Below are 24,547 nucleotides of genomic sequence, written 5' to 3'. Positions count from 1 at the left end.
GATGGAACGATATGCGGCTTATATGGCCACCGGTTCGGTGGGGCCGTAGAGCGCGGTCGGGTTGTTCGTCCGGAGGGCCCAGTAACGGTCGCCCCAGCTCCAGTGCCACCACTCCGTCGCGTAGTTGACCAGGCCCGCCTCGGACAGCACCGCGGTCAGGGTGTTCCGGTTCGCCATGGCCTCGGCGCCGATGTTCGTGGCCGAGGTGCAGCAGGCCCCCGCGCTCTGACCCTGGCCGGCGTTCACCCGGGTGCCCAGGTCCAGTTCGTTGCCGTCGGCGTCCACCAGGGTGAGGTCCACGGCGGCACCCGCGCTGTGCGGAGCCATCTCCGGCGGGGAGACGAACCGGCTGGCCTCGTCCCGGACATCTCCCCGGCGTACGCCCGGCTCCAGATCAACCGCGTCGCCGCCCGGAACCACCTGGCCGTACCCGAGGTCGCCGGTCTCGTGCGCGACCACACCGAGGGCCGCACGCTCGGCTTCCTGGGCGAGCCCCGCGTCAACGTGCTGGAGCTGAACACAGCCCTCAAGGGGATGGTGGCCCGGCACTGACCCGCCGCGGGGGCGTCCGGAACGAACGACAGGAGGGCGCGCGCCCATGACACGGGTGCTCGTGGCGGAGGACGCCCCGCAGCTCCCACTGACCCCCGTGATCCATCGCCAGGCCGTCGACGCGCCTCCGGACGGCGCCACCGCGCTCCGGCTCGCGACCGACCGCGGGCCGGACGCGGTCGTGCTGGACCTCGGGCCGCCCGACGTGGACGGCGCCGACGTCACACGGTCCCCGCGCGGCGGCCGGAGCCGGGTTCCGATCCTCGTCCTCTCCGCCCGCCGGGGCCTGCGAGGAGAATGCCGCCGCGCCGGACGCCGGCGCCGGCCCCCCGTCAACGAGCCGCGTCCAGCACGGACGAACTGCCGGCCCGGCTCCGCGCCGCCGTCCGCCCCGCCCCGACCGCGTGGCATCCGCTGGAGATTCTTGTCACCAGCCCCGGTCGCCTGGGCGGCGTGAAACACCTGCCGCGCGAGGTCCGGGGCGCCTCCCCGGGCGACCGGACAAACCACCTGCGGGTCCGCACGGCCCGGCTCCGCCGCACGCTGGAGGCGGGCCCCTCCCACCCCCGCCATCCCATCACCGGGCCGGGCAGGGACTGTCACTTCGCGGGCTGAAGCGGCACCGAGAGGTAACATGCCGTCGCGTTCGAGTCCGGATGGGTGAATGATGTCACCCGTACTGGTCACGCCCGGATCTTCGCACTGAGTATGCTCATCCAATGTTGTCGGTCGACAACTTCTGACGACGGGCGACGCGCGGGGCGGGAAGGGCGGGACCATGATGACGTCGCGGGCTGATGCCGATGAGCTGATGCCGGTGACCGTAGGCGCGATCGGTGCGGAGTGGGACGAGCGACAGCCGTCGGTGCTCCTGATCGAGGACGATCCCGGCGACGCGCTGCTCGTCGAGGAACTGGTCGCCGACAGCGCCCTGAAGATGCGGCTGCGCTGGGTGCGTTCCATGGCGGACGCCGTCGGGGTGCTCGCCACCGAGCGCCCGGACTGCGTGCTGCTCGACCTGCACCTGCCGGACGCGAGCGGTCTCGAAGCGGTATCCCTGGTCAAGGCGCACGCCGACCGGGTGGCCATCGTCGTCCTCACCGGCCTCGCCGAGGAGCAGACCGGGCTCGCCGCGGTCACCGCCGGAGCCCAGGACTACCTGGTCAAGGGCCGTGTCGAACCCGAGCTGTTCGGCCGCGCGGTGCGTTACGCGATCCAGCGCAAGCAGGCCGAGCAGGCGGCCGTGGCCCTCCAGGCCAGCCTGATGCAGGCCCAGGAGAACGCCCGTCTGGAACGCGGCCTGCTGCCTCGCCCGCTGCTGCGCGCCGACGGCGTCCAGGTCGTCGCCCGCTACCGCCCCGGCCGCGCGCAGGCTTTGCTCGGCGGTGACTTCTACGACATCGTGCAGAGCGCCGACGGCACCGTGCACGCCCTGGTCGGCGACGTCTCCGGGCACGGCCCGGACGAGGCGGCCCTCGGGGTCGCCCTGCGGATAGCCTGGCGCACACTGGTCCTCAGCGGCATCACCGGCGTCGAGCAGGTGGCCCGCCTGGAGGAGATCCTGGTCGCCGAGCGCGCCCGGGACGAGGTGTTCGCCACCCTGGTCAGCCTGTCCGCGGTACCCGGCGAGCACCGGGCCACCGTGGTGCGGGCCGGCCACCACGGCCTTCTGCGGCGCGGGCCGCGGGACGTGGACTGGGTCGAGGTGCCGGGCGGGCCCGCCCTGGGGCTGATCCCCGGCGGCGCCCGCTGGCCCACCGCGGAGCTCGAGGTGCCGCCGGGTGCCTCGGTCGTCCTCTTCACCGACGGGCTCTTCGAGGGACACGTCAGCCGGGGCCCGCGGCGCCTCGGCGAGGAGGGGCTGCTCCAACTCGCCCGCGAGGCGGCCGGACTCGGGCCCGACGAGTTCGTGGACCGCCTCATCGGCGAGGCCGAGGGGCTGGCCGAGGAACAGGGCGGGCTCGCGGACGACGTCGCCGTCGTCCACGTGAGCTGGAACTGAGAAACGCCGAGACGAGAGAAACGAGTGCAACACGTGAGTGACGAGTCGGTACGGAGCACAGGGTGAAGAACCTCCCGGGCAAGCCGTGGACCGGGCGCCGCCTGACCGTCCAGGGCTGGTTCTACCTCGTGCTGTCGCTCATGACCCTCCTGGTGCTGGTCGGCACCGTGGTGGGCGCCAGTCTCCTCGACCGCACGGCCGACGCGACCGACTCCCTGCTGAAGGGCGTGCAGCCCGCCCAGACCGAGGCGTACCGGCTCCAGTCCGCCATGGTCAACCAGGAGACCGGCATCCGGGGCTACGCCATCACCGCCGACAAGCGCTTCCTCAAGCCCTACACCGAGGGCAAGAAGAACGAGTCGGAGTCCGCGGCGCGGCTGCGCCGCCTGGTCGCGGACCAGCCCGAGCTGCGCGACGACCTCGCCGCGGTCGAGCGTCAGGCGGCCCGGTGGCGCGTCAACTACGCCGAGCCGCTCGTCGCCTCCGTCACCCCCGGCAAGCCGAAGGCCGTGGACCTGCGGACGGTGGAGAACGGCAAGCAGGACTTCGACAAGCTCCGGCTCAGCTGGGCCAGGCAGAACGCCCACATGACCCGTGTGGCGGCCGACGGAAGCGCCCACATCATCCAGGAGCGCAACCTGCGCAACTCGGTGCTCGCCGCCATGGTCGCCGCCTTCCTGCTGACCGGTGTCGCGCTCGCCGTCTTCGTCCGCCTGCTCGTCACCCGGCCCCTGGAGCGGCTGCGCACCGCGTCCCGCCGGGTCGCGGGCGGCGACTTCGAGCACGTCATCACCGGCGGCGGGCCTGCCGACCTGACCGCGGTCGCCGACGACGTGGAGGGCATGCGCAAGCGGATCGTGACCGAACTGGACGCCTCCCACGCCCAGCAGCGCATCCTCACCGCCCAGGCCGCCGACCTCGACGCCCAGGCGGTCGAACTGCGCCGCTCCAACGTGGAGCTGGAACAGTTCGCCTACGTCGCCTCCCACGACCTCCAGGAACCGCTGCGCAAGGTCGCCTCCTTCTGCCAGCTCCTGGAGAAGCGGTACTACGACAAGCTGGACGACCGCGGACGCCAGTACATCGACTTCGCGGTGGACGGCGCCAAGCGCATGCAGGTGCTCATCAACGACCTGCTGACCTTCTCCCGCGTCGGCCGCCTCACCGACGACCGCGTGCCCGTCGGCCTGGACAAGTCGCTGGAGAAGGCGATGGCGAACCTCGCCGCCGCCGTGGAGGAGTCCGGCGCCCGTGTCGAGCGCCCCGGGGAGATGCCCGAGGTGGTGGGCGACCCCACCCTGTTCGCCATGCTCTGGCAGAACCTGATCGGCAACGCCCTGAAGTTCCGCCACCCCGACCGCGCCCCCCAGGTGACCGTCACCTGCGAGCCCGCCCCGGACGAGCCCGGCAACCTGCTCCTGAGCGTCGCCGACAACGGCATCGGCATCCCCGGTGAGTTCGCCGACAAGGTCTTCGTCATCTTCCAGCGACTGCACAGCCGCGACGCCTACGGCGGTACCGGGATCGGCCTGGCACTCTGCAAGAAGATCGTGGAACATCACGGCGGCCGGATCTGGCTGGACACCGAGTACACCGGCGGCACCCGTTTCCGCTTCACCCTGCCCGTGGCCACCGCCCCGGACGAGATCAGCATCCCCGCCGAGGAAAAGGCCCTCACATGACGACTCCCGACGCCACCCCGATCGACGTCCTCCTGGTGGAGGACGACCCCGGTGACGAGCTGATGACCCGGGAGGCGTTCGAGGACAACAAGATCGGCAACACGCTGCACGTGGTCCGCGACGGCGAGGAGGCGCTCGACTTCCTCTACCGGCGCGGCGGCCACACCGGCGCCCCCCGGCCCGACCTGATCCTGCTCGACCTGAACCTGCCCAAGTACGACGGGCGTCAGGTCCTGGAACGCATCAAGTCCGACCAGGACCTCGCGGACATCCCGGTGGTCGTCCTCACCACCTCGGCCGCCGAGGAGGACATCCTCCGCAGCTACAAGCTGCACGCCAACGCGTACGTCACCAAGCCGGTCGACCTGGACCAGTTCATCGCCGCCGTCCGCCAGATCGACGACTTCTTCGTCCAGGTGGTCCGCCTGCCCCGGCGAAGGTGACTCCGTGACGCGAGACACCCCCCGACCGGCCCGGTCGGGGGGTGTCTCGCGTCACGCCCGGCTCAGCCGGCGGCCGGACGACGCCCGCCCCGGCGGTCGGAGCCGCCGGTGCCCGCAGCTCGCTCACCCGGTGCCCTGCGTGCGGTGCCGCGCGCGCCCGCCTTGGCCACAGCCGCACCCCCGGCACCACGGCGGCCGGAGGCGCCGTTGCCCTTGGCGCCCTCGGCGCTCGTACGGCGGCCACCGGACGTGCCGGTGCTCGCCGCGCCCGCCTTGGTCCGGCCCTCGGCCCCCCGGCCCTGGCCGCCCGTGCCCTCGCCGGCACCCGCCGGGCGGCGCCGGCGGCCGGAGTGGCCGGCGCCCTCGGCACCGGCACCGGACCTGCGGGCCGGGCGCGCCTTGGGCGGCGTGGGCTCCGGGGCCGCGATGACCACGGCCACGCCGGAGGGCTCGCGGGCGCCGGTGATGGCGGCCAGCTCCGGAGCGCCGGAGGTGACCCGGGCGGTCTTCGGGCGGATGCCGGCGGCCGACATGAGCTGGTTGACCTCCCGCTTCTGCTCGGGCAGCACCAGCGTGACCACGCTTCCGGAACCGCCCGCGCGGGCGGTGCGGCCGCCGCGGTGGAGGTAGTCCTTGTGATCGGTCGGCGGGTCGACGTTCACCACGAGGTCGAGGTCGTCGATGTGTATGCCGCGGGCCGCGACGTTCGTCGCCACCAGCGCGGTGATCTCGCCGGTCTTGAACTGCTCCAGGGCCCGGTTGCGCTGCGGCTGGGAGCGGCCGCCGTGCAGGGCGGCGGCGCGGACGCCGACCGAGAGCAGGCGCTTGGCGAGCCGGTCGGCGGAGCGCTTGGTGTCCAGGAACAGGATGACCCGGCCGTCACGGGCCGCGATGCGCGTGGTGACGGCCTTCTTGTCGGTCTCGTCCTGGAGGTGCAGCAGATGGTGCTCCATCGTGGTGACCGCACCGGCGGACGGGTCCACCGAGTGCACCACGGGATCGGTGAGGAACCGCTGCACCAGCTTGTCGATGTTCTTGTCCAGCGTGGCGGAGAACAGCATCCGCTGGCCGTCGGGGCGCACCTGCTGGATCAGCCTGGTGATCTGCGGCAGGAAGCCCATGTCGGTCATCTGGTCGGCCTCGTCCAGCACCGTGATGCCTACGTCGTGCAGCACGCAGTCGCCGCGCTCCACCAGGTCGTTGAGGCGGCCGGGGCTCGCCACCAGCACCTCCACGCCGCGCCTGAGCGTGGCGGCCTGCTTGGTGATCGACAGACCGCCGACCACGGTGGCCATCCGGAGGTTGACCGCCGTGGCGTACGGGGTCAGCGCGTCGGTCACCTGCTGGGCCAGCTCGCGGGTGGGCACCAGGATCAGGGAGAGGGGCGCCTTGGGCTCGGCGCGCCGGCCGGCGGTACGGGCGAGGAGGGCCAGGCCGAAGGCGAGGGTCTTGCCCGAGCCGGTGCGGCCCCGGCCGAGGAGGTCCCGGCCGGCCAGCGAGTTGGGCAGCGTGGCGGCCTGGATCGGGAAGGGGGCGGTCACCCCCTGCGCGGTGAGCGTCTTCAGCAGTGCCACGGGCATGTCGAGGTCGGCGAACTCGGCGACGGCGGGCAGTGCGGGCGTCGTGCTCTCCGGCAGGCGGAATTCCTGGGGAGCCTGGGGAGCGGACGAGGGCCGGGACGGCGACGAGCCGCGGTTCGGCTTCTGGTACCTGCGGGGCATGCGGTTACTGCCTTCCTCAACACAGCACAAACCGGGGTCCGCACCATGACGGTGCGGACCCCGGTGAGCGGAATACGCGTCCTGCGATCAGGCGGGAACGATGTTCTCGGCCTGGGGGCCCTTCTGGCCCTGCGTGACGTCGAAGCTGACCCGCTGGCCCTCCTGGAGCTCACGGAAGCCCTGGGTGGCGATGTTCGAGTAGTGGGCGAAGACGTCCGGACCGCCACCGTCCTGCTCGATGAAGCCGAAACCCTTTTCAGAGTTGAACCACTTGACGGTTCCCTGTGCCATGACTTTCTCCTTCTGATGGCAGAGGCCCCATCCGGAAGATGCCGGAAAACAAAATGCGCCCAAAGAGAAAACATTTCCCGTCAGGCGCACATAAAGTTCATGGGTACCACAACTGCAACGAGAAAAAGACTAGCACACGTGCCGCTCGGCGCCGGACCGGATCTCGCGCCCCGGCGTGTCGTGGTCGATCTCCCGACGGACCATCGACGCCGGTCGGCGGGGATGGAAGCATCGTCGGTACGAAGATCGGACGATCACCGACGTCGGGGAGGACCCATGACCGCCTACGCCGTAGCCCATCTCCGCGAGGCCGCGCCGCACCCCGAGATCGCGGAGTACATCGAGCGCATCACGGCCACCTTCGAGCCGTACGGCGGGCGTTTCCTGGTGCACGGCAACCGGCACGAGGTGAAGGAGGGGGAGTGGGCCGGGCACGTCGTGATCATCGGGTTCCCGGGGATCACCGAGGCGCGGGCCTGGTGGGACTCGCCCGCCTACCGGGAGATCGCCCCGCTGCGCTCCCGGCACATCGCGGGCGACATCATCCTGGTCGAGGGGGTCCCGGAGGGGTACGACCCGGGAACCACCGCGAAGGCGCTGCGCGAGGGACTGCCCGCGGAGTAGCCGGGCGGTCGTCCACAGCCGTGTGACCGGTTGTCGGTGCGGGTTGGTAGAACTTTCCGCGTACGCCGTGGACCGCACACGTTCGCGACCCTCGCACGTCAGGAGCAGCCCGTATGACCATCGGTCACCACCTGGAGGAGCTGTACGGCCTCCCCGCGTTCGCCTTTCCCGGACCCGGCGCTCAGGCCGGGCTGCCCGAGCCCGGCGCCGTCGCCTGGCGCATAGCCGGGGACGTGTACGACGCGGAGGAGGAGTGGGAGGACGCCTTCGCCCGCTTCCTCGCCACGGTGGACACCACGCGGGTGCGGGCGCTGATCGTCGGCGCCTGGACGGATGCGTACGAGAGGGACTCCTCCGCGGTCATGGCGGCGCTGCTCGCCGCCCGCGACCGGCTGCCCGCTCTGCGCGCGCTGTTCCTCGGCGACCTCGTCATGGAGGAGGCCGAGCTCTCCTGGATCCAGCAGACCGACGTCACCGGACTGCTCACCGGCTTCCCGGACCTGGCCGAGTTCGGCGTGCGCGGGGGCGCCGGGCTGGAGTTCCCGGCGCTGGAGCACGCCGCGCTGCGCAAGCTGGTCGTGGAGACCGGCGGCCTGCCCGCTGAGGTCGTGCGGGGCGTCGGGGCCAGCGGCCTGCCCGCCCTGGAGCACCTCGAACTGTGGCTCGGCGACTCGGAGTACGGCGCCGACACCGCGGTGTCCGACCTGGAGCCGATCCTCTCCGGCACCCGGCTGCCCGCGCTGCGTCACCTGGGGCTGCGCAACAGCGAGATCCAGGACGAGATCGCGGCCGCCGTCGCCTCCGCGCCGGTGGTGGCCCGTCTGGAGACGCTCGACCTCTCCATGGGCACCCTGGGCGACGAGGGCGCCGCCGCGCTGCTCGCCGGCCGGCCGCTGACCCACCTCACGTTCCTGGACCTGCACCACCACTACATCACCGAGCCCCTCCAGCAGCGCCTGCGGGACGCACTGGAACCGGCGGGCGTCCGGCTCGACCTGAACGAGGACGACGCGGACTCGTACGAGGACGAGGACGGCACCGTGCAGCGCTTCGTGGCCATCGGCGAGTGAGCGGCCGGCCATGAACCGGTGTTTCGCCGTGGTCGGCAACCCCGGGGGCCGCAGGGTGACCCTGTTCGCGGAGGCCGTCCGTGCCGCCGGGCTGCCCGCACCCCGCGTGGTGCCCTGGCTGGACGTACTGCGGGCGGGCGGCGCCGAGTTCGGGAAGGAGGAGATCGTCCGGGTGGACTCCCCCGGAGAGGACCCCGAGGTCGACCTCCTCCTGCGGGGCATGCCCGACCCGACCCGCGTGGAGGGCACGGCCCGCTGGTACGAGCGCTTCACGGCGGCCCTGGGCACGCTGCGCGGCGGCATCCGGCTGGACGGTTCCGAAGACGTGGCGGTCATGTTCGACAAACGGCGCTGCCACGCGGTCCTCGCGGCGGCGGGCGTACCGGTGCCCGCCTCGCCGACCTCCGGCGCGGCCGGTGCCCTGGTGGGCGGCTGGGACGACGTGCGGGCGCTGATGCGTGAGCACCGGATGCCCCGGCTGTTCGTCAAGCCCGCTCACGGCTCCTCGGCGTCCGGCGTGCTCGCCGTCGACTCGGCCGGAGGCGGCCGGATCAGGGCGGCCACCTCCGTCGAACTCGACTCCGCGGGGCGGCTGTTCAACTCCCTCAAGGTGCGCCGCTACCAACGGGAGAAGGACATCGCCGCCATCGTGGACGCGCTCGCCCCGGACGGCCTGCACCTGGAGCGCTGGGTGCCCAAGGCGTCCCAGGACGGCCGCGCCGCCGACCTCAGGGTGGTCGTGGTGGACGGCCGGGCCACCCACGCCGTGGTCCGCACCAGCGCCGGACCGCTCACCAACCTTCACCTCGGGGGCCGCCGGGGCGACCTGGCCGGGGCCCGGCGGGCGGCCGAGAGCGCGGGGCTGCGCTGGCCGGAGGTGCTCGGGATCTGCGAGCGGGCCGCTGCCTGCTTCCCGGACACCCTCTGCGTCGGCGTCGACCTGCTCCCGGCCGTCGGCTGGCGGCGCGCCTTCGTCGGCGAGGTCAACGCATTCGGAGATCTGCTGCCCCGCCTCACCGGCCTGCCCGGCGGCGGCGCCGAGGGCCTCGACACCTACGCGGCGCAGGTCGCCGCCGCCCTGCGCCGGGCGCCGCTCACCGGGCGGCCCGGCCCGCACCATCCGCACAGAACAGGAACCACCCATGTCAGCGCCTGACCCGGCCACCGCCCGACTGCCCGAAGTGGCCCCCGGCGTACCGGACATGAACCGGATCGTCGGCAGCCACGACATCCTGCTGGTCACCCTCGACACGCTCCGCCACGACGTGGCGACCGAACTCGCCGAGGCCGGCCGCATCCCGAACCTCGCCCGCCATCTCCCCGGTGGCCGCTGGGAGGAGCGGCACGCGCCGGGCAGCTTCACCTACGCCTCCCACCAGGCCATCTTCGCGGGCTTCCTGCCCACGCCGGCCCGGCCGGGCCGCCATCCGCGCCTGTTCGCCGCCGCCTTCGCGGGCAGCGAGACCACGGCCGACGGTACCTTCGTGTACGACACCCCCGACCTGGTCTCCGGCCTCGCCAGGGCGGGCTACCGCACCGCGTGCGTCGGGGGAGTGGGCTTCTTCAACAAGCAGGGCGCGCTCGGCTCGGTGCTGCCCGGACTCTTCGAGGAGTCGCACTGGGAACCGGAGTTCGGGGTCACCTCCCCGACCTCCTTCGAGTCCCAGGTGGCCCGGGCCGAGGAGATCGCCGCCCGCACGGCACCGGAACAGCCGCTGTTCCTCTTCGTCAACGTGTCCGCGCTGCACCAGCCCAACTGGTTCCATCTGCCCGGCGCGAGCGTGGAGGACGGCGACTCCCGCGCCACCCACGCCGCCGCGCTGGAGTACGTGGACCGGCACATCGGCCGCCTCTTCACCGCCATGAGCAGCCGTCGGCCCTGCCTCGCCGTGGTCTGCTCCGACCACGGCACCGCCTACGGCGACGACGGCTGGACCGGCCACCGCGTCGGCCACGAGTCGGTGTGGACCGTGCCCTACGCCCACTTCCTGCTCGGCCAGGGAGCCACCCGATGACCCCCGCGACCGCCCCCGCCCCGTACCAGAGCTACGTGTACGCCTACCCCCACAAGACCGCGTACCGGAAGCTTCCCGGCCGGCCGCGCCTGAGCGAGCTGTGGGCGGGTGAGCCCAAGGACGCGCTGTCGCTCTATCTGCACATCCCGTTCTGCGAGGTGCGCTGCGGGTTCTGCAACCTGTTCACCCGCATCGGCGCCCCTGACGGGCTCACCGCCGCCTATCTCGACGCCCTGGAGCGGCAGGCGGGCGCCGTGCGGGAGGCGCTGGGGGAGAGGGAGCCGGTCCGGTTCGCCACCGCCGCCTTCGGGGGCGGCACGCCGACCTTCCTCACCGCCGCCGAGCTGACCCGGCTGTGCGACATCGCCGAGCACCGGATGGGGGCCGACCTGACCGCCGTCCCGCTCTCCGTGGAGGCGTCCCCGGCCACCGCCACCGCCGACCGGCTCCACGTCCTCGCCGAACGCGGCGCCACCCGGCTCAGCCTCGGCGTGCAGAGCTTCGACGACACCGAGGCGCGGGCCGCCGTGCGGCCGCAGCGCCGGGCCGATGTGGAGGCGGCGCTCGGGCGGGTGCGGGAGGCGGGGATACCCGTGCTCAACATCGACCTGATCTACGGCATCGACGGGCAGACCGAGCGGACCTGGCTGCGCTCGCTGGACGCCGCGCTGGCCTGGCGGCCCGAGGAGCTGTACCTGTACCCGCTCTACGTGCGCCCGCTGACCGGTCTCGGGCGACGCGCCGACGCGGCGGACCCCGAGTGGGACGAGCGGCGGCTGCGGCTGTACCGCGCCGGACGTGACCATCTCCTCGCGCACGGCTACGAGCAGCGGTCGATGCGGATGTTCCGCCGCGCCGACGCCCCGGCGGAGGGCGCCGACGACTACGCCTGCCAGACCGACGGCATGATCGGTCTGGGCTGCGGGGCCCGCTCGTACACCGCCGGACTGCACTACTCCTTCGACTACGCCGTCGGCATGCACGAGATCCGGGCGATCATCGACGACTACACCGCCCGCCCCGCCGCCGACTTCGCGCACGCCGAGTACGGGCGCCGGATGACCGGGGACGAGGCGCGCCGCCGCCATCTGCTCCAGTCGCTGCTCCAGGCGGACGGGCTGCCGGTCGCCGACTACCGCGCCCGGTTCGGCGGCCGGGCCCCGGCCGAGGACTTCCCCGCCGAACTGGCGCGGTTCACGGACCTGGGCTGGCTGGAGTCCGGCCCGGTACTGCGGCTGACCCCGGAGGGGCTCGCCCACTCCGACGCGCTCGGCCCCGAGCTGTTCTCCCCGGCCGTACGGGCGGCGATGGCCGCCTACGAGCGCAAGTGAGCCGCCCGTCATGGACCTGACCCTGCTGTACCGGGGCCCGCTGGCCTCCTGCGACTACGACTGTCCCTACTGCCCGTTCGCCAAGCGCCGGGACAGCCGGGAACGGCTGCGGGCCGACCGGGCGAGCCTGGAGCGGTTCACCGGCTGGGCCGCCACCCGTACCGGGGACCGGCTCTCGGTGCTGTTCACGCCCTGGGGCGAGGGCCTGGTGCGTTCCTGGTACCGGCGCGCCCTGACCGACCTCTCCCACCTGCCGCACATCCGCCGTGTCGCCATCCAGACCAACCTGAGCTGCCGCACCGACTGGCTGGCCGACGCCGAGCGCGACACCCTCGCGCTGTGGTGCACGTACCACCCCGGCCAGACCCCGTACGACCGGTTCCTCGGAAAGTGCCGGGAGCTGGACCGGCTCGGCGTCCGGTACAGCGTCGGCATCGTCGGGCTGCCCGAGCACCTGGAGGCGGCGCGGCGGCTGCGGGCCGAACTGCCGGCGCGGGTGTACCTGTGGGTGAACGCGGCCGAGGGGCACACCTACGACGACACGGAGGCAGAGGTGTGGACCGGGCTCGACCCGCTCTTCCCCTACAGCCGGCACCCGCACGCCAGCGCCGGGCTGCCGTGCCGTACCGGTGAGTCCGTGATCTCGGTGGACGGCGACGGCACGGTCCGCCGCTGCCACTTCGTCCCCGCCGAACTCGGCAACCTCTACGACGGCTCCTACCGGGCCGCGCTCCGCCCCCGCCCCTGCCCGCTGACGAGCTGCGACTGCCACATCGGCTACGTCCACCTGGAGACCCTGCCGCTGTACGACGTGTTCGCGGGCGGAGTGCTGGAAAGGATTCCGGCCGCCGTCGAATGAACCGGGGCCAAAGGGGCAGCCGGTGCGGGTAAGACCGGTGCCGGACGCCGCCGAGCGCGACTGCCGCACCGGAAAGCAGGGGGAGACGGGAGGAGTACGAACCCATGGCTCTCGACGGCAAGAGCGTCCTCGTTCTCACGACGAACTACGGGACGGAGCAGGACGAACTGACGAAGCCGGTGGCCGCGCTGCGCGACGCGGGTGCCCGCGTGGTGATCGCGGCGCAGAAACCGGAGGTCATCGCCACCCTCGTCTCCGACAAGGACCCCGGCGGCAAGGTCGAACCGGACACCACGCTCGCCGAGGCGTCTTCGGACGGCTACGACGCCGTGGTGATCCCCGGCGGCACCCTCAACGCCGACCAGCTCCGCATCGACGAGGACGCGCAGCGCCTGGTCACCGCCTTCGCCCGGGAGGGCAAGCCGGTGGCGGCGATCTGCCACGGCCCCTGGCTGCTGGTGAACACCGAACTCACCGACGGCCGCGACATGACCTCCTACCCGTCCCTGCTGGACGACCTGGTCAACGCGGGCGCCAACTGGACGGACCAGGAGGTCGTGGTGGACACCGAGGGCGGACACACCCTGATCACCTCGCGCAACCCCGGTGATCTCGACGCCTTCTCCTCCGCGATCATCCGCAGCCTGGAGGGCTGAGCACCAGGGGCCCGCCCGGAGCGGGGCGGTCAGCGGTTTCCCACCGCGGCCGCCCCGCTTCCGCGTGTCAGGGACCGCTGCGCCAGGGACATCACGTCCGCGAAGGAGCGGCGGACGCCCAGCGCGGCCCGCGCCGCGTTGGCACCGGGAGCGCCGTGCACCCCGCCGCCCGGATGGGCGGAGGAGGAGGCCAGATACAGGCCCCGCACCGGTGTCTCCGGGCGGCCGGTGCCGGGGATCGGCCGGAACACCGCCTGCTGGTGCAGCGCGGTGGTGCCGCCGTTGAGGGCGCCCAGGCTGAGATTCGCGTCCTCGGACTGGAGGCCGAGCGGCGACAGCACGCGCCGGCTCATGATCCGGGCGCGGAATCCCGGCGCGAACCGCTCGATCCGCTGCTCCATCCGGTCCGCCATGATCTCCCGCTCGGCCGCGTCCCAGGAACCGGTGAGCCCGGCGTCCCCGGCGTCCCCTCGCACCTCGCGGGGCAGATGGGTGTAGGCCCAGGCGGACTCGGTGCCCGCGGGTGACCGGGTCGCGTCGGCGGTGGTCATCTGCCCCACCAGGAGGAACGGGCTGGCGGGGATCTGCCCCATGGCGATCTGAGCGGCGAACCTGGTGAGGTCGTCCACGCTGTCCGCGAGGTGCACGGTGCCCGCGCCGCTCGCCGTCCCGGCCCGCCAGGGGATGGCCGAGTCCAGCGCCCAGTCGACCTTGAAGGTGGCGAAGTCCCACTGGAAGCGCCGCATGTCCTCCAGGACCTGCGAGGGCAGGTGCTCGGGAGCGACCAGCCGGCCGTAGAGGACGGGTGCGGAGACGTCCGCGAGCACGGCACGCCGGGCCGGGACCGTGTCACCGCCGGCGGTTCGGACCGCGACGGCCCGGCCGCGCTCGACCACGACCCCGGTCACCGGCTCCGCGCAGCGGATCACGCCGCCCCGCCGCCGGAGCCGGCCGGCCAGCGCGTCCGTGAGGCCGGCCGCGCCGCCGACCGGCACGGGGAACCCGAACTGCTGGCCGAGCATCGACATGATCCAGCCGAAGCCGCCGCCGATCGCCGACTCCGGGCCCAGGTCCGCGTGCAGGGCGTTGCCCGCGAGCAGCAGCCTGGCCCCCTCGCCGCCGAACTCCTCCTCGCCCAGGCGGCGCACCGGCAGCAGCATGGAGCGGGCCAGGCGCAGGGCGCCGCCGCCGCGCAGCTTCCAGCCGAGTCCGGCGAGAGCCCGGACGGGGGGCATGGTGGTGAAAAGGGCCTGGAGGAGGTCGGAGCCGATCCGGTCCCAGGTCGCGTACTGGGCGCGCCAGGCTCCGCCGTCCCCGGGGCAGAGCTTCTCCAGGCACTCGGCGGTGACGTCCACGTCCCGGTCGATCACCGCGCAGCGGTCGCCGGCCAGGGGGTGTGCCAGGACGTGCGGCGCGTGCGTCCAGCGCAACCCGTGATCCTCCAGCCGGAGTCCGTCGATCACCGGGGAGGCGGCGGCCAGGGGGTAGAAGGAGCTGAAGACGTCGTTGACGAAGTCGGGGTGGACCCCGCGGTCGCTGTGCACCGCGCCGCCGGGCCGCTCCCGGGCCTCCAGCACCTCCACAGTCCAGCCCCGGTCCGCGAGCAGGTTGGCCGCGACCAGCCCGTTCGGCCCGGAGCCGATGACCACCGCGTCACTCATGGTCCGCCTTCTCGGCGCCGGGGGGCCGCGGACTGCCCCGCTCGACCAGCCTGGCCAGCCGGCTCAGCATGTCCCGGTGCCGGAGCTGGATCACGGCGTCGAGCACGACGTTGTGCAGCTTGCCGCCCAGCCCGCTCAGCGGGTGTTCGTCCACGATGACGAGGGAGTCGCCGCCCCAGTCGCGTACGTCGATGGCGATGCGCGCGTTGCCGAAGGGTGCCCTCGCCTCCAGCTCAAGACACCGCGGCGGTTCGTAGCGGCGCACCACGGTGTGACCGTCGACGCGGTACGGGCCGAGCTTGATGTTGTAGGCCAGGGACGAGCCCAGCTCGGGCCAGTCACCGTCGCGGGGCGCGCTCTGATGGGTGCCCACGACCCAGTCCGCGTAGCGGGAAGGCTGTTCGAGCACCTTCCAGACGGCGGCCGGCGGACGCCGGATGAGCTGGTAGCGGATGGCCACGGTTTCCTCCTTCGCACAGCACTTGCCGCGGACCGGGAGCGCCCGCGCACTGCCGCACGGGTAACCCGGTGACCACGGATCACGCGTCCCCCGTCCGAAGGGATGGTCCGGTGACCGCCGGGGCCACGCAGCTCGCCACACCGGAAAGAAGGCATGAGAGAAGGGCGAAGATTTCCGTGATCCGGCAGTAGAACGCCCAAGACGCTGTGTGAACATTCCGTCCAGCCGGGGACCGGCGGCGGGCCACCGCGTCCGGCGCGGGCGCGGCCTGCACAACGCCTGCGCCGGCTGCTGCTGCGCGACCAGACCATGTCCAGCTCCGTCACCCCCACGACCTCCACCGCGGGCCGGCCGGCTCGCGGTGGAGGGGACGTCACTGGCCGGATGCGTCGTCGGCGCAGTTCACCGGCTCAGGGTGCGGCGAAGTGAGTCAGTGGGCCGCGGCGCCGAACTCGGCGTGCTGGGTGTGCAGCGCGACCGCCGAATCCTCCTCGGGCGGCCGGCCGTACCGCAGCCGGCGCGCCTCACGCCGGGCCTCCCGCATCAGCTCGCGGAACTCCTCCTCCGTGCGTTGGCTCCGCGGGCGTGGCAGCTTCGCCTCCGCGGCCTCGCCGTCCTGTTCTTCCGGCATCTTCCGGTCCCCCTCACACCTGCCCACCGTGAACACTTCCTCTGAACTTGTGAACGACTATGTGCGGGTATCCGTCAGCTTCGTCCTGAAACACAAAGCATTCGATCGCATGCGCTGTTGTTGGCGACCACCCGCACGGTTCTGAGCGCGGGAATCGGCCGTGTCGAGGAGGTCCGTGCCCGCCCGGACGGACGCCGGTGACCGGATGCCGCGGCACGGGCCCGGTGAGCCGCTCGCCCGGCAGCACCGCCGGTATGCCCGGCGGGTACGGCGCGGCCGTCCCGGTGGCGGTGCGCCCCGCAGCCTGCTCCGCCGGAACGTGTGACCCCTGCCCCGGCGGCGCACCCCGAAGCGGCCCGCTCCCGCATCCGGCCGTCCCGGGCCCGCATGCTCCCGGAGCCACCGGGTACCCGCCACGGGCCGCCCGTCCGACGCGGCGAGCCCGGCCCCCGGCACGGACGAGGCGGGGGCCGGCCCGAGCGGCGCGCCGGAGTCCGCGGGGGTGCGCCCGGACCAGCCGGTACCCGACGAGCCCTCCGGCTGAACCCCCGGCGCCGCGCCGCGTCCCGGTTCTACCCGGAAGCCATGGCCGGGAGCGGCCGCCAGCTGACGGGGACGCCGCGCATCAGCAGAGCGCTGTCCAGCGTCGCGCTTCCCGGCGGGAAGCAGTCCGGGTCGTCGAAGAAGGACGACGAGGCGGAACGGATCCGGGAGGCCTCCACCTGCCAGGCGTCGGTCCGCAGTTCCATGCCGTCCAGTCGGTGGCCGGAGCCGGTGGCCGAGAACCCCTTGGCCCCGGCCTGGAAGAAGCGGGAAGCCTCGGCGAGGTCGGCGAAGAGCTCGCTGCCCCGCAGCTCGTCGGACAGCTCGACCGTGACATCCACGCGCGTGTCCCCGTCCCGGGTCGCCAGGGCGACGCGCGTCCGGTCGGGACCCTCCTGCACCTCGAAGTCGGCTCGGCCGTGCTCGCCGGGGAAGAGGCGGCCTCCGGCCCACGCGTTGACCCACGAAGCGGTGTCGCGTCGTGGGATGTAGACACCGGTCTCGACGCCGTCCGGTCCGTCCCACTCGACGGCGATCCGATGTGCGGCGTTCTCGCTGCGCAGACCGAACGCCCCGGGTACCCAGGACGGCCGGACGCTTCCCAGGCGCAGCAGGCAGATGCCGGCGACCGCGTGGCCGTGCACGAGTTGCGGGCGCAGCGGCCCGGGGAGCAGGCGGGCCGCCGCTTCCGGGGTGACTCGGTAGTTCACCAGAAGCCGCCGTTCGATGACGCTGGACAGTCGCGGCATCCTCATGACTCCTCGCTCCGCGCTCCTGCGCGCCACGCGGTGCGGCGGAGCACGATCTGCTCGGGGCAGACGGCGCTGAGGAACCGTCCGACGCTGGTGGCCAGACGATCCTGGGCCAGCGTGTAGAGAATCCGATTGCCTTCCCGCCGCTCGGTGACCAGTCCCGCCCCCTTGAGCACGCCGAGATGCCGTGAGATGGAGGGCGCGCTGATCGCGAACCTGGCTGCGATCTCACCGGCCGCCAGCTCGCCGCCTCTGAGGTCCTCGAGGATCTGGCGCCTCGTCGGGTCGGCGAGGGCGCGGAAGACTCCCGCCTCGTCCTGAGCTTCTGTCATGCTCGATATTTAGCACATTAGCCAAATAGCTAACAAGGGTTGTCGCAGCGGGTCGGGGCGGAGTGAGCGGCAGGGTGTCCGTGCCCGTGTGTTCCCTCAGAGGTCCGGCGGCCAGGCTGACGGAGCCGCTTCGGACACCCTTGTGCCGCCGGGCACGTTGATCTGTCAGGTCGTCACCGGCCGTGGAGGGGCCGGAGCCTCCACGTCAGGCGCACCACCGCGTGCGCGCCCCGGAAGGGGGACACGAGATCGTCGCCGTCCGGGTCCACGTCCGCCACCACCCAGGCCGTTCCCTGGGGACCCGGCGGGCCGCGGCGCTCACCGAAGCCACCTCGGGCCGCCCGCGCAGCGCCGCCACCACGCCCGTTCAGACGTTGCCGGCGGCGCCGGTCACAGACAGCCGCATCCCGGAGAGCGAGAGCCCCCGGGTGCGCGCGGCACGGCCCCTCGTGCGCCGGGTGAGGACCGGAGTGCCGGGTACCCGGCACGTGAGCGAGCCGCAGTACCCGAGGACACTGGAGGAGACATGCGCGCTCTCACCTGGCAGGGCAGGAGGGACGTCCGCGTCGGCACCGTCCCGGACCCGCAGATCCAGGACCCCACCGACGTCGTCGTCCGCGTGACGTCGAGCGGGATCTGCGGATCGGATCTGCATCTGTACGAAGTCCTCGGCCCGTTCCTCGACGCCGGCGACATCCTGGGCCACGAGCCCATGGGCATCGTGGAGGAGACCGGCTCCGAGGTGACCTCTCTCGCCCCCGGCGACCGCGTGGTGGTGCCCTTCAACGTCTCCTGCGGCCAGTGCCGCATGTGCGGCCAGGGGCTGCACTCCCAGTGCGAGACCACCCAGGTCCGCGACCACGGCAAGGGCGCCTCCCTGTTCGGCTACACCAAGCTGTACGGCCAGGTCCCCGGCGGGCAGGCGCAGTTCCTCCGGGTGCCGTTCGGCGACCAGCTCCCCGTGAAGGTCCCCGACGGCCCGCCCGACCAGCGCTTCCTCTACCTCTCCGACGTACTGCCCACCGCCTGGCAGGCCGTCGAGTACGCCGATGTGCGGCCCGGCGGCAGCCTGGTGGTGCTGGGTCTCGGCCCGATCGGTGAGATGGCGTGCCGCATCGCCCGCCACCACGGCGTCGAGAAGGTCATCGGCGTCGACCTCGTCCCCGAACGCCTCGCCCGTGCCCGCCGGCACGGCATCGACGTCTACGACCTGGGCGAGTACGGCGACGGCCTGGCCGACGCGATCCGCGACGTCACCGACGGCCGCGGCCCGGACGCCGTCATCGACGCCGTCGGCATGGAGGCGCACGGCGCGCCCTTCGCCAAGGCCGCGCAGTGGGCCGCCGGCCTGCTCCCCGACGCCGTCGCGCAGCGCGTCATGGAGAAGGCGGGTGTCGATCGGCTCGGCGCGCTGCACCTGGCCATCGACCTCGTCCGACGGGGCGGCACCATCTCGCTGTCCGGGGTGTACGGCGGCATGACCGACCCGATGCCGATGCTGACCCTGTTCGACAAGCAGATCCAGCTCCGCATGGGCCAGGCCAACGTGCACCGCTGGGTCGGCGACATCCTGCCGCTGCTCACCGACGACGACCCGCTGGGCGTGGACACCTTCGCCACCCACGTCCTCCCGCTGGAGCAGGGACCGCAGGCGTACGAGACGTTCCAGGCGAAGAAGGACGGCATGATCAAGGCGGTTCTGGAGCCCTGGTAGGCGCGCCCCCGACGGCCGTCCGGCGGCTGGAGAGCAAGGGCGGGGCATCGTGGCCCCGCCCGTTCTCCGCGTCCCGCCCAGGTGCGGCGGGCGCGTTCGCGCGCGAGTCGCGGCAGGACCGCGACCAGGTCCACGGCGGCGCACAGCGCGAGGACACCGCGGGCGACGGCAAGAACCGTGAACGGGGTGGCGTCCGGCACGTCCTGCTGCCGCAGCGTGTGCGCCCACACGGCGAAGAGCACCGTACCGAGCGCGAAGACCAGCAGCCCGGTCACGCCGAGCACCAGGCGCGGTCTCAGCGGGCCGCGTGCGGTGACCGGTTGGGCTCCGGTGCGTTTGCGCCGGCGGCCGGTCGTGACCCAACGCGCGCGGTACGCGTGCGGTGTCGTCGGCTGATGCCCTCATCCCCGTCCGGTTCGCGAGGAGTCGTCACGGACTTCGGGCAGGGAGGCGACCCGCCCCACGACGGACGTCGGGCTGCCCGGCGCCGCCTCCGCCCACCCGCCCCCGCGCACCGGCGACCACCCCGCCGCATGCCAGGCCGAGGCGGTGTGCGGGAACGTCGCCGGGGTACTCGGGCGGAGTAACCGGCAGGCCGTCGATCCGGCCCGCCCCTCCACCCAACTCACCCAGCGGGAGAGGCGATGTCCACCGCACAAACGCTGATCGCCATTCTGGTGGTCGTCCTGATCCTGATCGCCGCGGGAGTGTGGCTCGTGACGCGCCGCCGCCGGCGCCGCCTCCAGGAGAGGTTCGGCCCCGAGTACGACCGGGCCGTCCAGTCGGGCGCGAGCAGGCGGGAAGCCGAGCGCGAACTCCAGGCCCGCGAGAAGCGGCACCGCGATCTCGACCTCAAGGAGCTGTCCCCCGAGGAGCGGGACCGCTACGCCGGCGAGTGGAGGGACACGCAGGAGCGCTTCGTCGACCACCCGGCGCAGAGCGTCGACGACGCCGACCGCCTGGTCACCCAGCTCATGCGTGACCGCGGCTACCCCACCGAGGGCTTCGAGCAGCAGCTCCGTGACCTGTCCGTCGAGCACGCGCAGACGCTGGAGCACTACCGCGACGCCCACGACGTGAGCCTGCGCAACGAGAACGGCGAGGCGACCACCGAGGACCTGCGCGGCGCCATGGTGCGCTACCGCACCCTCTTCGACGACCTGCTGGGCAGCAGCCGTCCCCCGCACCACGAGAGCACCGGGCACGACGCGGCCTGACCCGGCGCGCACTTCCACCACGGCACCAGCGGAAACGAGGATGTCATGTCAGACCGGCACACCAACAGCGGCTCCGGCGAAGGTGAGTTGACCACGGAGGACCTGGCCCGCCCCGGCCGGGACAGCCGTTTCGACGCCCGCTCCGGCCCCCTGTCCGAGCCGCGTACGGACGCACCGTCCGACACCGGCCGCGACGCCACGCCGGACGCCCGCTCCGGCCCGCTGTCCGGCGCGCGCACCGGCCACACGGCCGACCGTGCCGACCGCGCGGCCGACCGCGCGGCCGGCCACACGGCCGACCGAGGGGCCGAGCGCTCGGCCGACGCGCCCCCGTCGGTTGCCACCGGCGAGACGCCGTCGCTCTCCGGCAAGGGGCGGCCCGTCACCGGCGGACGCGCCGCCACCGCCGAGCGGGACGACGAGCCGGAGCGGAGCGCCACGGGTGAGCCGGCCGGCACCCCGGACCGCGCGCCCCTCGCCGGGCGCGACGACCGCGACCGGCACCCGGACGGCGACCGGCACCAGCGCGGGGGCCGGCCGCACGCGGTGGACGAGGGCGCCGACCCGCTCATCGCCCACCAGGAGGCCGAGACCTTCCGCGAGCGCTGGTCCACGATCCAGGGCACCTTCGTCGACGACCCCAAGGACGCCGTCCGTTCGGCGGACGCGCTGGTGGCCGACGTCATCCAGTCGCTGGCCGCGACCTTCGCCGACCACAAGAAGGAACTCGAGGGCCAGTGGAGCCGCGGCGAACAGGTCGAGACCGAGGGACTGCGGGTGGCGCTCCAGCAGTACCGCACCTTCTTCAACCAGCTCCTGGACGCCTGAGCCCCGCTCACCTCGCATGACGGCGGCCCAGACCTCCTCGGTCCGGGCCGCTTGCCGTGTCCCCCAGCGGTCACGGCAGCGGGGTGCCGCCGGTCGCGTTGAGGATCTCCGCCGTGATGAAGCTCGCGTGCGACGAGGCCAGGAAGACGTAGGCCGGGGCCATCTCGGCCGGCTGGGCCGGGCGGCCCAGCGGCGACTGCTTGCCGAACTCGGCCGTGTCCGGCATGGTCGCCGGGATCAGCGGTGTCCACACGGGGCCCGGCGCCACGGCGTTGACCCGGACGCCGTCGTCCGCGACCATCTGCGCCAGTCCCTGGGTGAAGGTGACGATGGCGCCCTTGGTCATCGCGTAGTCCAGCAGGTGCGGGCTCGGCTTGTACGCCTGCACGGACGTGGTGTTGATGATGCAGCCGCCCGGCGGAATGTGCGGCAGCGCCATCTTGCTCAGCCAGAACATGCCGTACAGGTTGGTGCGCACCACCCGGTCGAACTGCTCGGTGCTGATCGACCCGATGCCGTCCGGCTGGGACATCTGGTAGGCGGCGTTGTTCACCAGGATGTCGACGCGACCGAACTCGTCCACCGCCCGCTCGATCAGCCGGCGGCACTGCTCCTCGTCCCGGATGTCACAGGGCACGGCCACCGCCTTGCGGCCGGCCTCCTCGACGAGCCGGCTCGTCCCGGCGGCGTCCTCGCCCTCCTCGGGCAGGTAGGTGAAGAGCACGTCGGCGCCCTCGCGCGCATAGGCGAGCGCCACGGCCCGGCCGATGCCGGAGTCGCCGCCGGTGATCACCGCCTTGCGGTCGGTCAGCAACCCGCTTCCCTCGTACGACTCCTCGCCGTGGTCCGGAGGGGGGTCCATCGGGCCGGTCCAGCCCGGATGGGCCTGATCCTGGTCCGGGAACTCGGGGCGGGGGTGCCGGTGGAGCGGGTTCCGGGTCACGGGCAGTTCCTTTCCTTGCCGCCCCGCGGCGATGTCCGCAGGGCGCTGTGCTGTTGCCGCCACGCCTTCAGCACCTGCGCGCCGAAGCGGTCCTCCAGCAGACCGGTGGCGTGCACGCCGAAGGCGATGTCGGCTTCGAGGTGCGGCTCGTCGGCGAGCAGCCCTCCGACCACGTCACGGCGGACCACCTGCTCGTGCACGGCGTCCGCTTCCACGTGCTCGTCGTAGAACCGCTGCGCGGCCTGTCCCGCGCCGGCACGGCGCATGGCCGCGGACATCCGGCGGGAGCCCGGCGACGAGGTCACCTCGACGGTGGCGAAGTGCCCCACCAGCGCGCCCCGCAGCGCGCGGTGCAGCCCGAAGAGGGACATCAGGTTGACCGTGGCCAGCGCCGTGGCCGGGGCCAGGTCGAGATAGCGGCCGTACGCGGTGTCCAGGCCGAGGTCGTTCATCAGGTCGGCGTAGAGCCGCGCGTGGATCTCCTCGGGGCGGCCGGCGCCGAACTCGTCGAACTCGACGGCCACCATGCCCGCCTTGGCCCGCCCGCGCAGCCTCGGGATGACCCAGGCGTGCGGGTCGGCCTCCTTGAGGTGATAGAGCGAACGCAGGGCCGCGTACTCGGTGAGCTGCCACAACTCGCCGTCGCGCTGGAGGTGGTGGCTGACGCTGCTGTCGTCGTGCCCGACCGGTTCGGCCAGCAGCGCGTCCAGCGCCTCCCCGGCGCTCGCACCGGGTGGCACGTCCCGGCGCAGGGCGGCGAGGAACGATCCCTCCAGCGAGCGGCGCAGCGCCAGCAGTCCGGGGTCCCATTCCAGCTCGTCGGGCACGCCCTCGAACCCCCGGTAGTGCGGCTCGTAGAGCGTGTAAAGGGCGAGCTGGAGGTCGTCGCCGTACGGGTCGGCGGTGGGCGGGAGCGTGCTGTCCACGGCGGTGTCACCGCTGCGCAGCGCGGCGACGACGGCGGCGGACAGGTCGCCGCGCGGCTCGGGGAGTGCGGGCGCGGTCACCGGGCATCCTTCGCGTTCCGCGTGCGGCGGCGGTGGCTGGTGTCGCACCACGGGTAGACGCGGCTGCGACGGCAGGTGCAGAGCGCCACCGTGAAGCGCCGCGAGGAGACGACCGTGCCGTCGGGGAGGGTCACCTCCACCGGGCCGGGCAGGAGCAGTGGGCCGTCCGGTGTGATCGTCACGCTCGTGGCGTTCTCGGCTTCTCGTCCCACGGCCGACCACCGTCCTCACCGCTCGGGTACTGGCTTCCGTCCCGCACGGGTACCCGCTGAAAGACACCGAAACGGGCCGTCCGGGTCAACGGCGCACGGCGCGGACCACCACCAGCTCCTCCTTGTCCTCGTGCCGGTCGCCCAGCATGCCCCGGCTGTGCAGCCAGGCGCGGCGCGCACGCAGGACCGGGCCGAAGGGCACGGTGGCCCGGTCCACCACGGCGGCGTCGAGCCCCGTGTCGGTGAGCCGGTCCAGGGTCGGCGCGGTGCCGCACAGCGCGGAGTGCACCAGGAGCAGGACTCCGCCCCGCTTCAGCACACCGGCGGTCGTGTCGCAGATCCGGTCCACGAACACCCGCCCGTCCGGCCCGGCGTCCCAGGCGCGGGCGGAACCCCGGCTCGGGGGGCTGAGGGCGGGCGCGGGGACGTAGGGAGGGTTGCTCACCACCAGGTCGTACCGGCGGCCCGGCACGGCCGAGACCAGGTCGCCGCGGCGCACCGTGATGGACCGCCCGGCCAGCAGCGCGTTGCACCAGGCGGTGGCCAGGGCCCGCCGGGAGATGTCGACCGCGGTGACCCGAGCTCCGCGGGCGGCGGCCCGCACGGCCAGTGCGCCACTGCCGGTGCACAGGTCGAGTACGAAGGAGCCGGCGTCCAGGTGCTCCTTCTCCATGACCCGGGCGATGAGACCGGTGTCGTGCTGCGGGGTGTAGACGCCCGGCGGTGTCGGCAGGGCTGCCAGTGGTCCCATGTCTGCCTCCAGGGCGATGGGCGTCCTCCGTGCGTGTCTGAGTGCCCTTGGTCGCGTCAGCCACACTTCGCGGGGCCGGCCCGTGGCCCGGCGTGCCGGCACGGACGCTCCCGGTGACGTACGGGCGCGCCACGGCCGGGGGTGGCCGTGGCGCGCCCGTGGGCGCCGCCCGGTCAGCAGTAGAGGTCGCCGCCGGGGCCGCGGAGGCGGCCGGCGCGGGCAGCAGCACCGGTGCCACGGCGAGGGCGAG

At 73.1% G+C, this 24,547-nt stretch carries 25 protein-coding genes and 4 pseudogenes; 15 read left to right on the top strand and 14 right to left on the bottom strand.

Annotated elements, in window-relative coordinates:
- Positions 1-18 precede the first annotated feature (18 nt).
- Positions 19-366, bottom strand: a pseudogene (locus ACWCV3_RS20055) (M15 family metallopeptidase); the annotation flags it as partial.
- On the opposite strand from ACWCV3_RS20055, the pseudogene ACWCV3_RS20050 reads away from it, so the two are divergent.
- The 5 genes and pseudogenes from ACWCV3_RS20050 to ACWCV3_RS20030 form a co-directional block, all read left to right on the top strand.
- Positions 349-552, top strand: a pseudogene (locus ACWCV3_RS20050) (potassium-transporting ATPase subunit C); the annotation flags it as partial. The pseudogenes ACWCV3_RS20055 and ACWCV3_RS20050 overlap by 18 nt on opposite strands.
- Positions 553-598: 46 nt before the next feature.
- Positions 599-1,167, top strand: a pseudogene (locus ACWCV3_RS20045) (response regulator transcription factor).
- A 196-nt stretch (positions 1,168-1,363) separates the two neighbouring features.
- A complete protein-coding gene (locus ACWCV3_RS20040; RefSeq protein ID WP_451225661.1) occupies positions 1,364-2,554 on the top strand; it encodes a PP2C family protein-serine/threonine phosphatase in 1,191 nt (396 codons plus the stop codon).
- A gap of 140 nt (positions 2,555-2,694) precedes the next feature.
- Entirely contained in the window at positions 2,695-4,236 is a 1,542-nt protein-coding gene (locus ACWCV3_RS20035) for a sensor histidine kinase (RefSeq protein ID WP_451225793.1), read from the top strand.
- Positions 4,233-4,679, top strand: a complete 447-nt coding sequence (locus tag ACWCV3_RS20030; RefSeq protein ID WP_161150517.1) for a response regulator — start codon at positions 4,233-4,235, stop codon at positions 4,677-4,679. The genes ACWCV3_RS20035 and ACWCV3_RS20030 overlap by 4 nt, the downstream gene beginning before the upstream one ends.
- Before the next feature lie 62 nt (positions 4,680-4,741).
- Here ACWCV3_RS20030 and ACWCV3_RS20025 read toward each other — a convergent pair whose 3' ends face one another.
- The gene (locus ACWCV3_RS20025) at positions 4,742-6,400 is read right to left on the bottom strand and encodes a DEAD/DEAH box helicase (RefSeq protein WP_451225657.1); all 1,659 of its coding nucleotides are present in this window, start codon (positions 6,398-6,400) and stop codon (positions 4,742-4,744) included.
- Positions 6,401-6,487: 87 nt separating this feature from the next.
- Positions 6,488-6,691: a cold-shock protein gene (locus tag ACWCV3_RS20020; protein WP_007502648.1), complete on the bottom strand. Its 204-nt coding sequence runs from the start codon at positions 6,689-6,691 to the stop codon at positions 6,488-6,490.
- A 276-nt stretch (positions 6,692-6,967) separates the two neighbouring features.
- Here ACWCV3_RS20020 and ACWCV3_RS20015 point away from each other — a divergent pair, with 276 nt between their 5' ends.
- The 7 genes from ACWCV3_RS20015 (at position 6,968) to ACWCV3_RS19985 (ending at position 13,246) form a co-directional block, all read left to right on the top strand.
- Positions 6,968-7,315 carry a DUF1330 domain-containing protein gene (locus tag ACWCV3_RS20015; protein ID WP_451225654.1) on the top strand — a complete coding sequence of 116 codons (348 nt, stop codon included), beginning with the start codon at positions 6,968-6,970 and terminating at the stop codon, positions 7,313-7,315.
- A gap of 113 nt (positions 7,316-7,428) precedes the next feature.
- On the top strand, positions 7,429-8,385 hold the full coding sequence (locus ACWCV3_RS20010; protein ID WP_451225652.1) for an STM4015 family protein: 957 nt from the start codon (positions 7,429-7,431) through the stop codon (positions 8,383-8,385).
- Between the two features lie 10 nt (positions 8,386-8,395).
- Positions 8,396-9,541, top strand: a complete 1,146-nt coding sequence (locus tag ACWCV3_RS20005; RefSeq protein ID WP_451225649.1) for an STM4014 family protein — start codon at positions 8,396-8,398, stop codon at positions 9,539-9,541.
- Between the two features lie 46 nt (positions 9,542-9,587).
- On the top strand, positions 9,588-10,400 hold the full coding sequence (locus ACWCV3_RS20000) for an STM4013/SEN3800 family hydrolase (RefSeq protein WP_451225790.1): 813 nt from the start codon (positions 9,588-9,590) through the stop codon (positions 10,398-10,400).
- A complete protein-coding gene (locus ACWCV3_RS19995; RefSeq protein WP_451225646.1) occupies positions 10,397-11,731 on the top strand; it encodes an STM4012 family radical SAM protein in 1,335 nt (444 codons plus the stop codon). The genes ACWCV3_RS20000 and ACWCV3_RS19995 overlap by 4 nt, the downstream gene beginning before the upstream one ends.
- Before the next feature lie 10 nt (positions 11,732-11,741).
- Positions 11,742-12,590 (top strand): STM4011 family radical SAM protein, encoded by an 849-nt coding sequence (locus tag ACWCV3_RS19990; protein ID WP_451225643.1) that lies wholly within the window; start codon positions 11,742-11,744, stop codon positions 12,588-12,590.
- Positions 12,591-12,694: 104 nt separating this feature from the next.
- Entirely contained in the window at positions 12,695-13,246 is a 552-nt protein-coding gene (locus tag ACWCV3_RS19985; RefSeq protein ID WP_451225640.1) for a type 1 glutamine amidotransferase domain-containing protein, read from the top strand.
- 29 nt (positions 13,247-13,275) lie between these two features.
- On the opposite strand, the gene ACWCV3_RS19980 is transcribed toward ACWCV3_RS19985, so the two are convergent.
- The 6 genes from ACWCV3_RS19980 to ACWCV3_RS19955 form a co-directional block, all read right to left on the bottom strand.
- On the bottom strand, positions 13,276-14,907 hold the full coding sequence (locus ACWCV3_RS19980; RefSeq protein WP_451225637.1) for a phytoene desaturase family protein: 1,632 nt from the start codon (positions 14,905-14,907) through the stop codon (positions 13,276-13,278).
- Positions 14,900-15,367, bottom strand: a complete 468-nt coding sequence (locus tag ACWCV3_RS19975) for an SRPBCC family protein (RefSeq protein WP_451225635.1) — start codon at positions 15,365-15,367, stop codon at positions 14,900-14,902. Before ACWCV3_RS19975 ends, ACWCV3_RS19980 begins: the two co-directional genes overlap by 8 nt.
- 430 nt (positions 15,368-15,797) lie before the next feature.
- A complete protein-coding gene (locus ACWCV3_RS19970) occupies positions 15,798-15,998 on the bottom strand; it encodes a hypothetical protein (protein ID WP_451225632.1) in 201 nt (66 codons plus the stop codon).
- 13 nt (positions 15,999-16,011) lie between these two features.
- Positions 16,012-16,401, bottom strand: coding sequence for an Orn/Lys/Arg family decarboxylase (locus ACWCV3_RS19965; RefSeq protein WP_451225629.1), 390 nt, complete (start codon positions 16,399-16,401; stop codon positions 16,012-16,014).
- A gap of 169 nt (positions 16,402-16,570) precedes the next feature.
- Positions 16,571-17,296, bottom strand: a complete 726-nt coding sequence (locus ACWCV3_RS19960; RefSeq protein WP_451225626.1) for a DUF2071 domain-containing protein — start codon at positions 17,294-17,296, stop codon at positions 16,571-16,573.
- Positions 17,293-17,625, bottom strand: coding sequence for a metalloregulator ArsR/SmtB family transcription factor (locus ACWCV3_RS19955; RefSeq protein ID WP_451225623.1), 333 nt, complete (start codon positions 17,623-17,625; stop codon positions 17,293-17,295). The genes ACWCV3_RS19960 and ACWCV3_RS19955 overlap by 4 nt, the downstream gene beginning before the upstream one ends.
- A 526-nt stretch (positions 17,626-18,151) precedes the next feature.
- On the opposite strand from ACWCV3_RS19955, the gene ACWCV3_RS19950 reads away from it, so the two are divergent.
- Complete coding sequence (locus ACWCV3_RS19950) at positions 18,152-19,339, top strand: zinc-dependent alcohol dehydrogenase (protein WP_451225620.1); 1,188 nt, start codon at positions 18,152-18,154, stop codon at positions 19,337-19,339.
- Positions 19,340-19,455: 116 nt separating this feature from the next.
- Here ACWCV3_RS19950 and ACWCV3_RS19945 read toward each other — a convergent pair.
- Positions 19,456-19,665 (bottom strand): annotated as a pseudogene (locus ACWCV3_RS19945) (DUF6343 family protein); the annotation flags it as partial.
- Between the two features lie 318 nt (positions 19,666-19,983).
- Between ACWCV3_RS19945 and ACWCV3_RS19940 the strand changes: the two are divergent.
- Together ACWCV3_RS19940 and ACWCV3_RS19935 are read left to right on the top strand one after the other, a co-directional pair.
- Positions 19,984-20,556, top strand: a complete 573-nt coding sequence (locus ACWCV3_RS19940; RefSeq protein ID WP_451225617.1) for a hypothetical protein — start codon at positions 19,984-19,986, stop codon at positions 20,554-20,556.
- A 45-nt stretch (positions 20,557-20,601) separates the two neighbouring features.
- The gene (locus ACWCV3_RS19935; protein ID WP_451225615.1) at positions 20,602-21,384 is read left to right on the top strand and encodes a hypothetical protein; all 783 of its coding nucleotides are present in this window, start codon (positions 20,602-20,604) and stop codon (positions 21,382-21,384) included.
- Between the two features lie 70 nt (positions 21,385-21,454).
- Here ACWCV3_RS19935 and ACWCV3_RS19930 read toward each other — a convergent pair whose 3' ends face one another.
- The 4 genes from ACWCV3_RS19930 to ACWCV3_RS19915 all read right to left on the bottom strand — a co-directional run bounded on the left by ACWCV3_RS19930 (position 21,455) and on the right by ACWCV3_RS19915 (position 24,297).
- Positions 21,455-22,327: an SDR family oxidoreductase gene (locus ACWCV3_RS19930; protein ID WP_451225612.1), complete on the bottom strand. Its 873-nt coding sequence runs from the start codon at positions 22,325-22,327 to the stop codon at positions 21,455-21,457.
- A complete protein-coding gene (locus ACWCV3_RS19925; RefSeq protein ID WP_451225609.1) occupies positions 22,324-23,334 on the bottom strand; it encodes an iron-containing redox enzyme family protein in 1,011 nt (336 codons plus the stop codon). Before ACWCV3_RS19925 ends, ACWCV3_RS19930 begins: the two co-directional genes overlap by 4 nt.
- Positions 23,331-23,546, bottom strand: a complete 216-nt coding sequence (locus tag ACWCV3_RS19920; protein WP_451225606.1) for a CDGSH iron-sulfur domain-containing protein — start codon at positions 23,544-23,546, stop codon at positions 23,331-23,333. The genes ACWCV3_RS19925 and ACWCV3_RS19920 overlap by 4 nt, the downstream gene beginning before the upstream one ends.
- Before the next feature lie 85 nt (positions 23,547-23,631).
- The gene (locus tag ACWCV3_RS19915) at positions 23,632-24,297 is read right to left on the bottom strand and encodes a HemK2/MTQ2 family protein methyltransferase (RefSeq protein WP_451225604.1); all 666 of its coding nucleotides are present in this window, start codon (positions 24,295-24,297) and stop codon (positions 23,632-23,634) included.
- Between the last annotated feature and the right edge of the window lie 250 nt (positions 24,298-24,547).

The organism is Streptomyces sp. NPDC001781 (genome assembly GCF_053596035.1).
The sequence above is the reverse complement of the archived record's forward strand: the minus strand, read 5'-3'. Positions and strand labels throughout refer to the sequence as shown.

Excerpts from the sequence above, each read along its gene's own strand:
- ACWCV3_RS20040 (WP_451225661.1), top strand. The coding sequence starts at position 1,364 with ATGCCGGTGACCGTAGGCGCGATCGGTGCGGAGTGGGACGAGCGACAG.
- ACWCV3_RS20035 (WP_451225793.1), top strand. The coding sequence starts at position 2,695 with ATGACCCTCCTGGTGCTGGTCGGCACCGTGGTGGGCGCCAGTCTCCTC.
- ACWCV3_RS20030 (WP_161150517.1), top strand. The coding sequence starts at position 4,233 with ATGACGACTCCCGACGCCACCCCGATCGACGTCCTCCTGGTGGAGGAC.
- ACWCV3_RS20025 (WP_451225657.1), bottom strand. The coding sequence starts at position 6,400 with ATGCCCCGCAGGTACCAGAAGCCGAACCGCGGCTCGTCGCCGTCCCGG.
- ACWCV3_RS20020 (WP_007502648.1), bottom strand. The coding sequence starts at position 6,691 with ATGGCACAGGGAACCGTCAAGTGGTTCAACTCTGAAAAGGGTTTCGGC.
- ACWCV3_RS20015 (WP_451225654.1), top strand. The coding sequence starts at position 6,968 with ATGACCGCCTACGCCGTAGCCCATCTCCGCGAGGCCGCGCCGCACCCC.
- ACWCV3_RS20010 (WP_451225652.1), top strand. The coding sequence starts at position 7,429 with ATGACCATCGGTCACCACCTGGAGGAGCTGTACGGCCTCCCCGCGTTC.
- ACWCV3_RS20005 (WP_451225649.1), top strand. The coding sequence starts at position 8,396 with ATGAACCGGTGTTTCGCCGTGGTCGGCAACCCCGGGGGCCGCAGGGTG.
- ACWCV3_RS20000 (WP_451225790.1), top strand. The coding sequence starts at position 9,588 with ATGAACCGGATCGTCGGCAGCCACGACATCCTGCTGGTCACCCTCGAC.
- ACWCV3_RS19995 (WP_451225646.1), top strand. The coding sequence starts at position 10,397 with ATGACCCCCGCGACCGCCCCCGCCCCGTACCAGAGCTACGTGTACGCC.
- ACWCV3_RS19990 (WP_451225643.1), top strand. The coding sequence starts at position 11,742 with ATGGACCTGACCCTGCTGTACCGGGGCCCGCTGGCCTCCTGCGACTAC.
- ACWCV3_RS19985 (WP_451225640.1), top strand. The coding sequence starts at position 12,695 with ATGGCTCTCGACGGCAAGAGCGTCCTCGTTCTCACGACGAACTACGGG.
- ACWCV3_RS19980 (WP_451225637.1), bottom strand. The coding sequence starts at position 14,907 with ATGAGTGACGCGGTGGTCATCGGCTCCGGGCCGAACGGGCTGGTCGCG.
- ACWCV3_RS19970 (WP_451225632.1), bottom strand. The coding sequence starts at position 15,998 with ATGCCGGAAGAACAGGACGGCGAGGCCGCGGAGGCGAAGCTGCCACGC.
- ACWCV3_RS19960 (WP_451225626.1), bottom strand. The coding sequence starts at position 17,296 with ATGAGGATGCCGCGACTGTCCAGCGTCATCGAACGGCGGCTTCTGGTG.
- ACWCV3_RS19955 (WP_451225623.1), bottom strand. The coding sequence starts at position 17,625 with ATGACAGAAGCTCAGGACGAGGCGGGAGTCTTCCGCGCCCTCGCCGAC.
- ACWCV3_RS19950 (WP_451225620.1), top strand. The coding sequence starts at position 18,152 with ATGCGCGCTCTCACCTGGCAGGGCAGGAGGGACGTCCGCGTCGGCACC.
- ACWCV3_RS19940 (WP_451225617.1), top strand. The coding sequence starts at position 19,984 with ATGTCCACCGCACAAACGCTGATCGCCATTCTGGTGGTCGTCCTGATC.
- ACWCV3_RS19935 (WP_451225615.1), top strand. The coding sequence starts at position 20,602 with ATGTCAGACCGGCACACCAACAGCGGCTCCGGCGAAGGTGAGTTGACC.
- ACWCV3_RS19915 (WP_451225604.1), bottom strand. The coding sequence starts at position 24,297 with ATGGGACCACTGGCAGCCCTGCCGACACCGCCGGGCGTCTACACCCCG.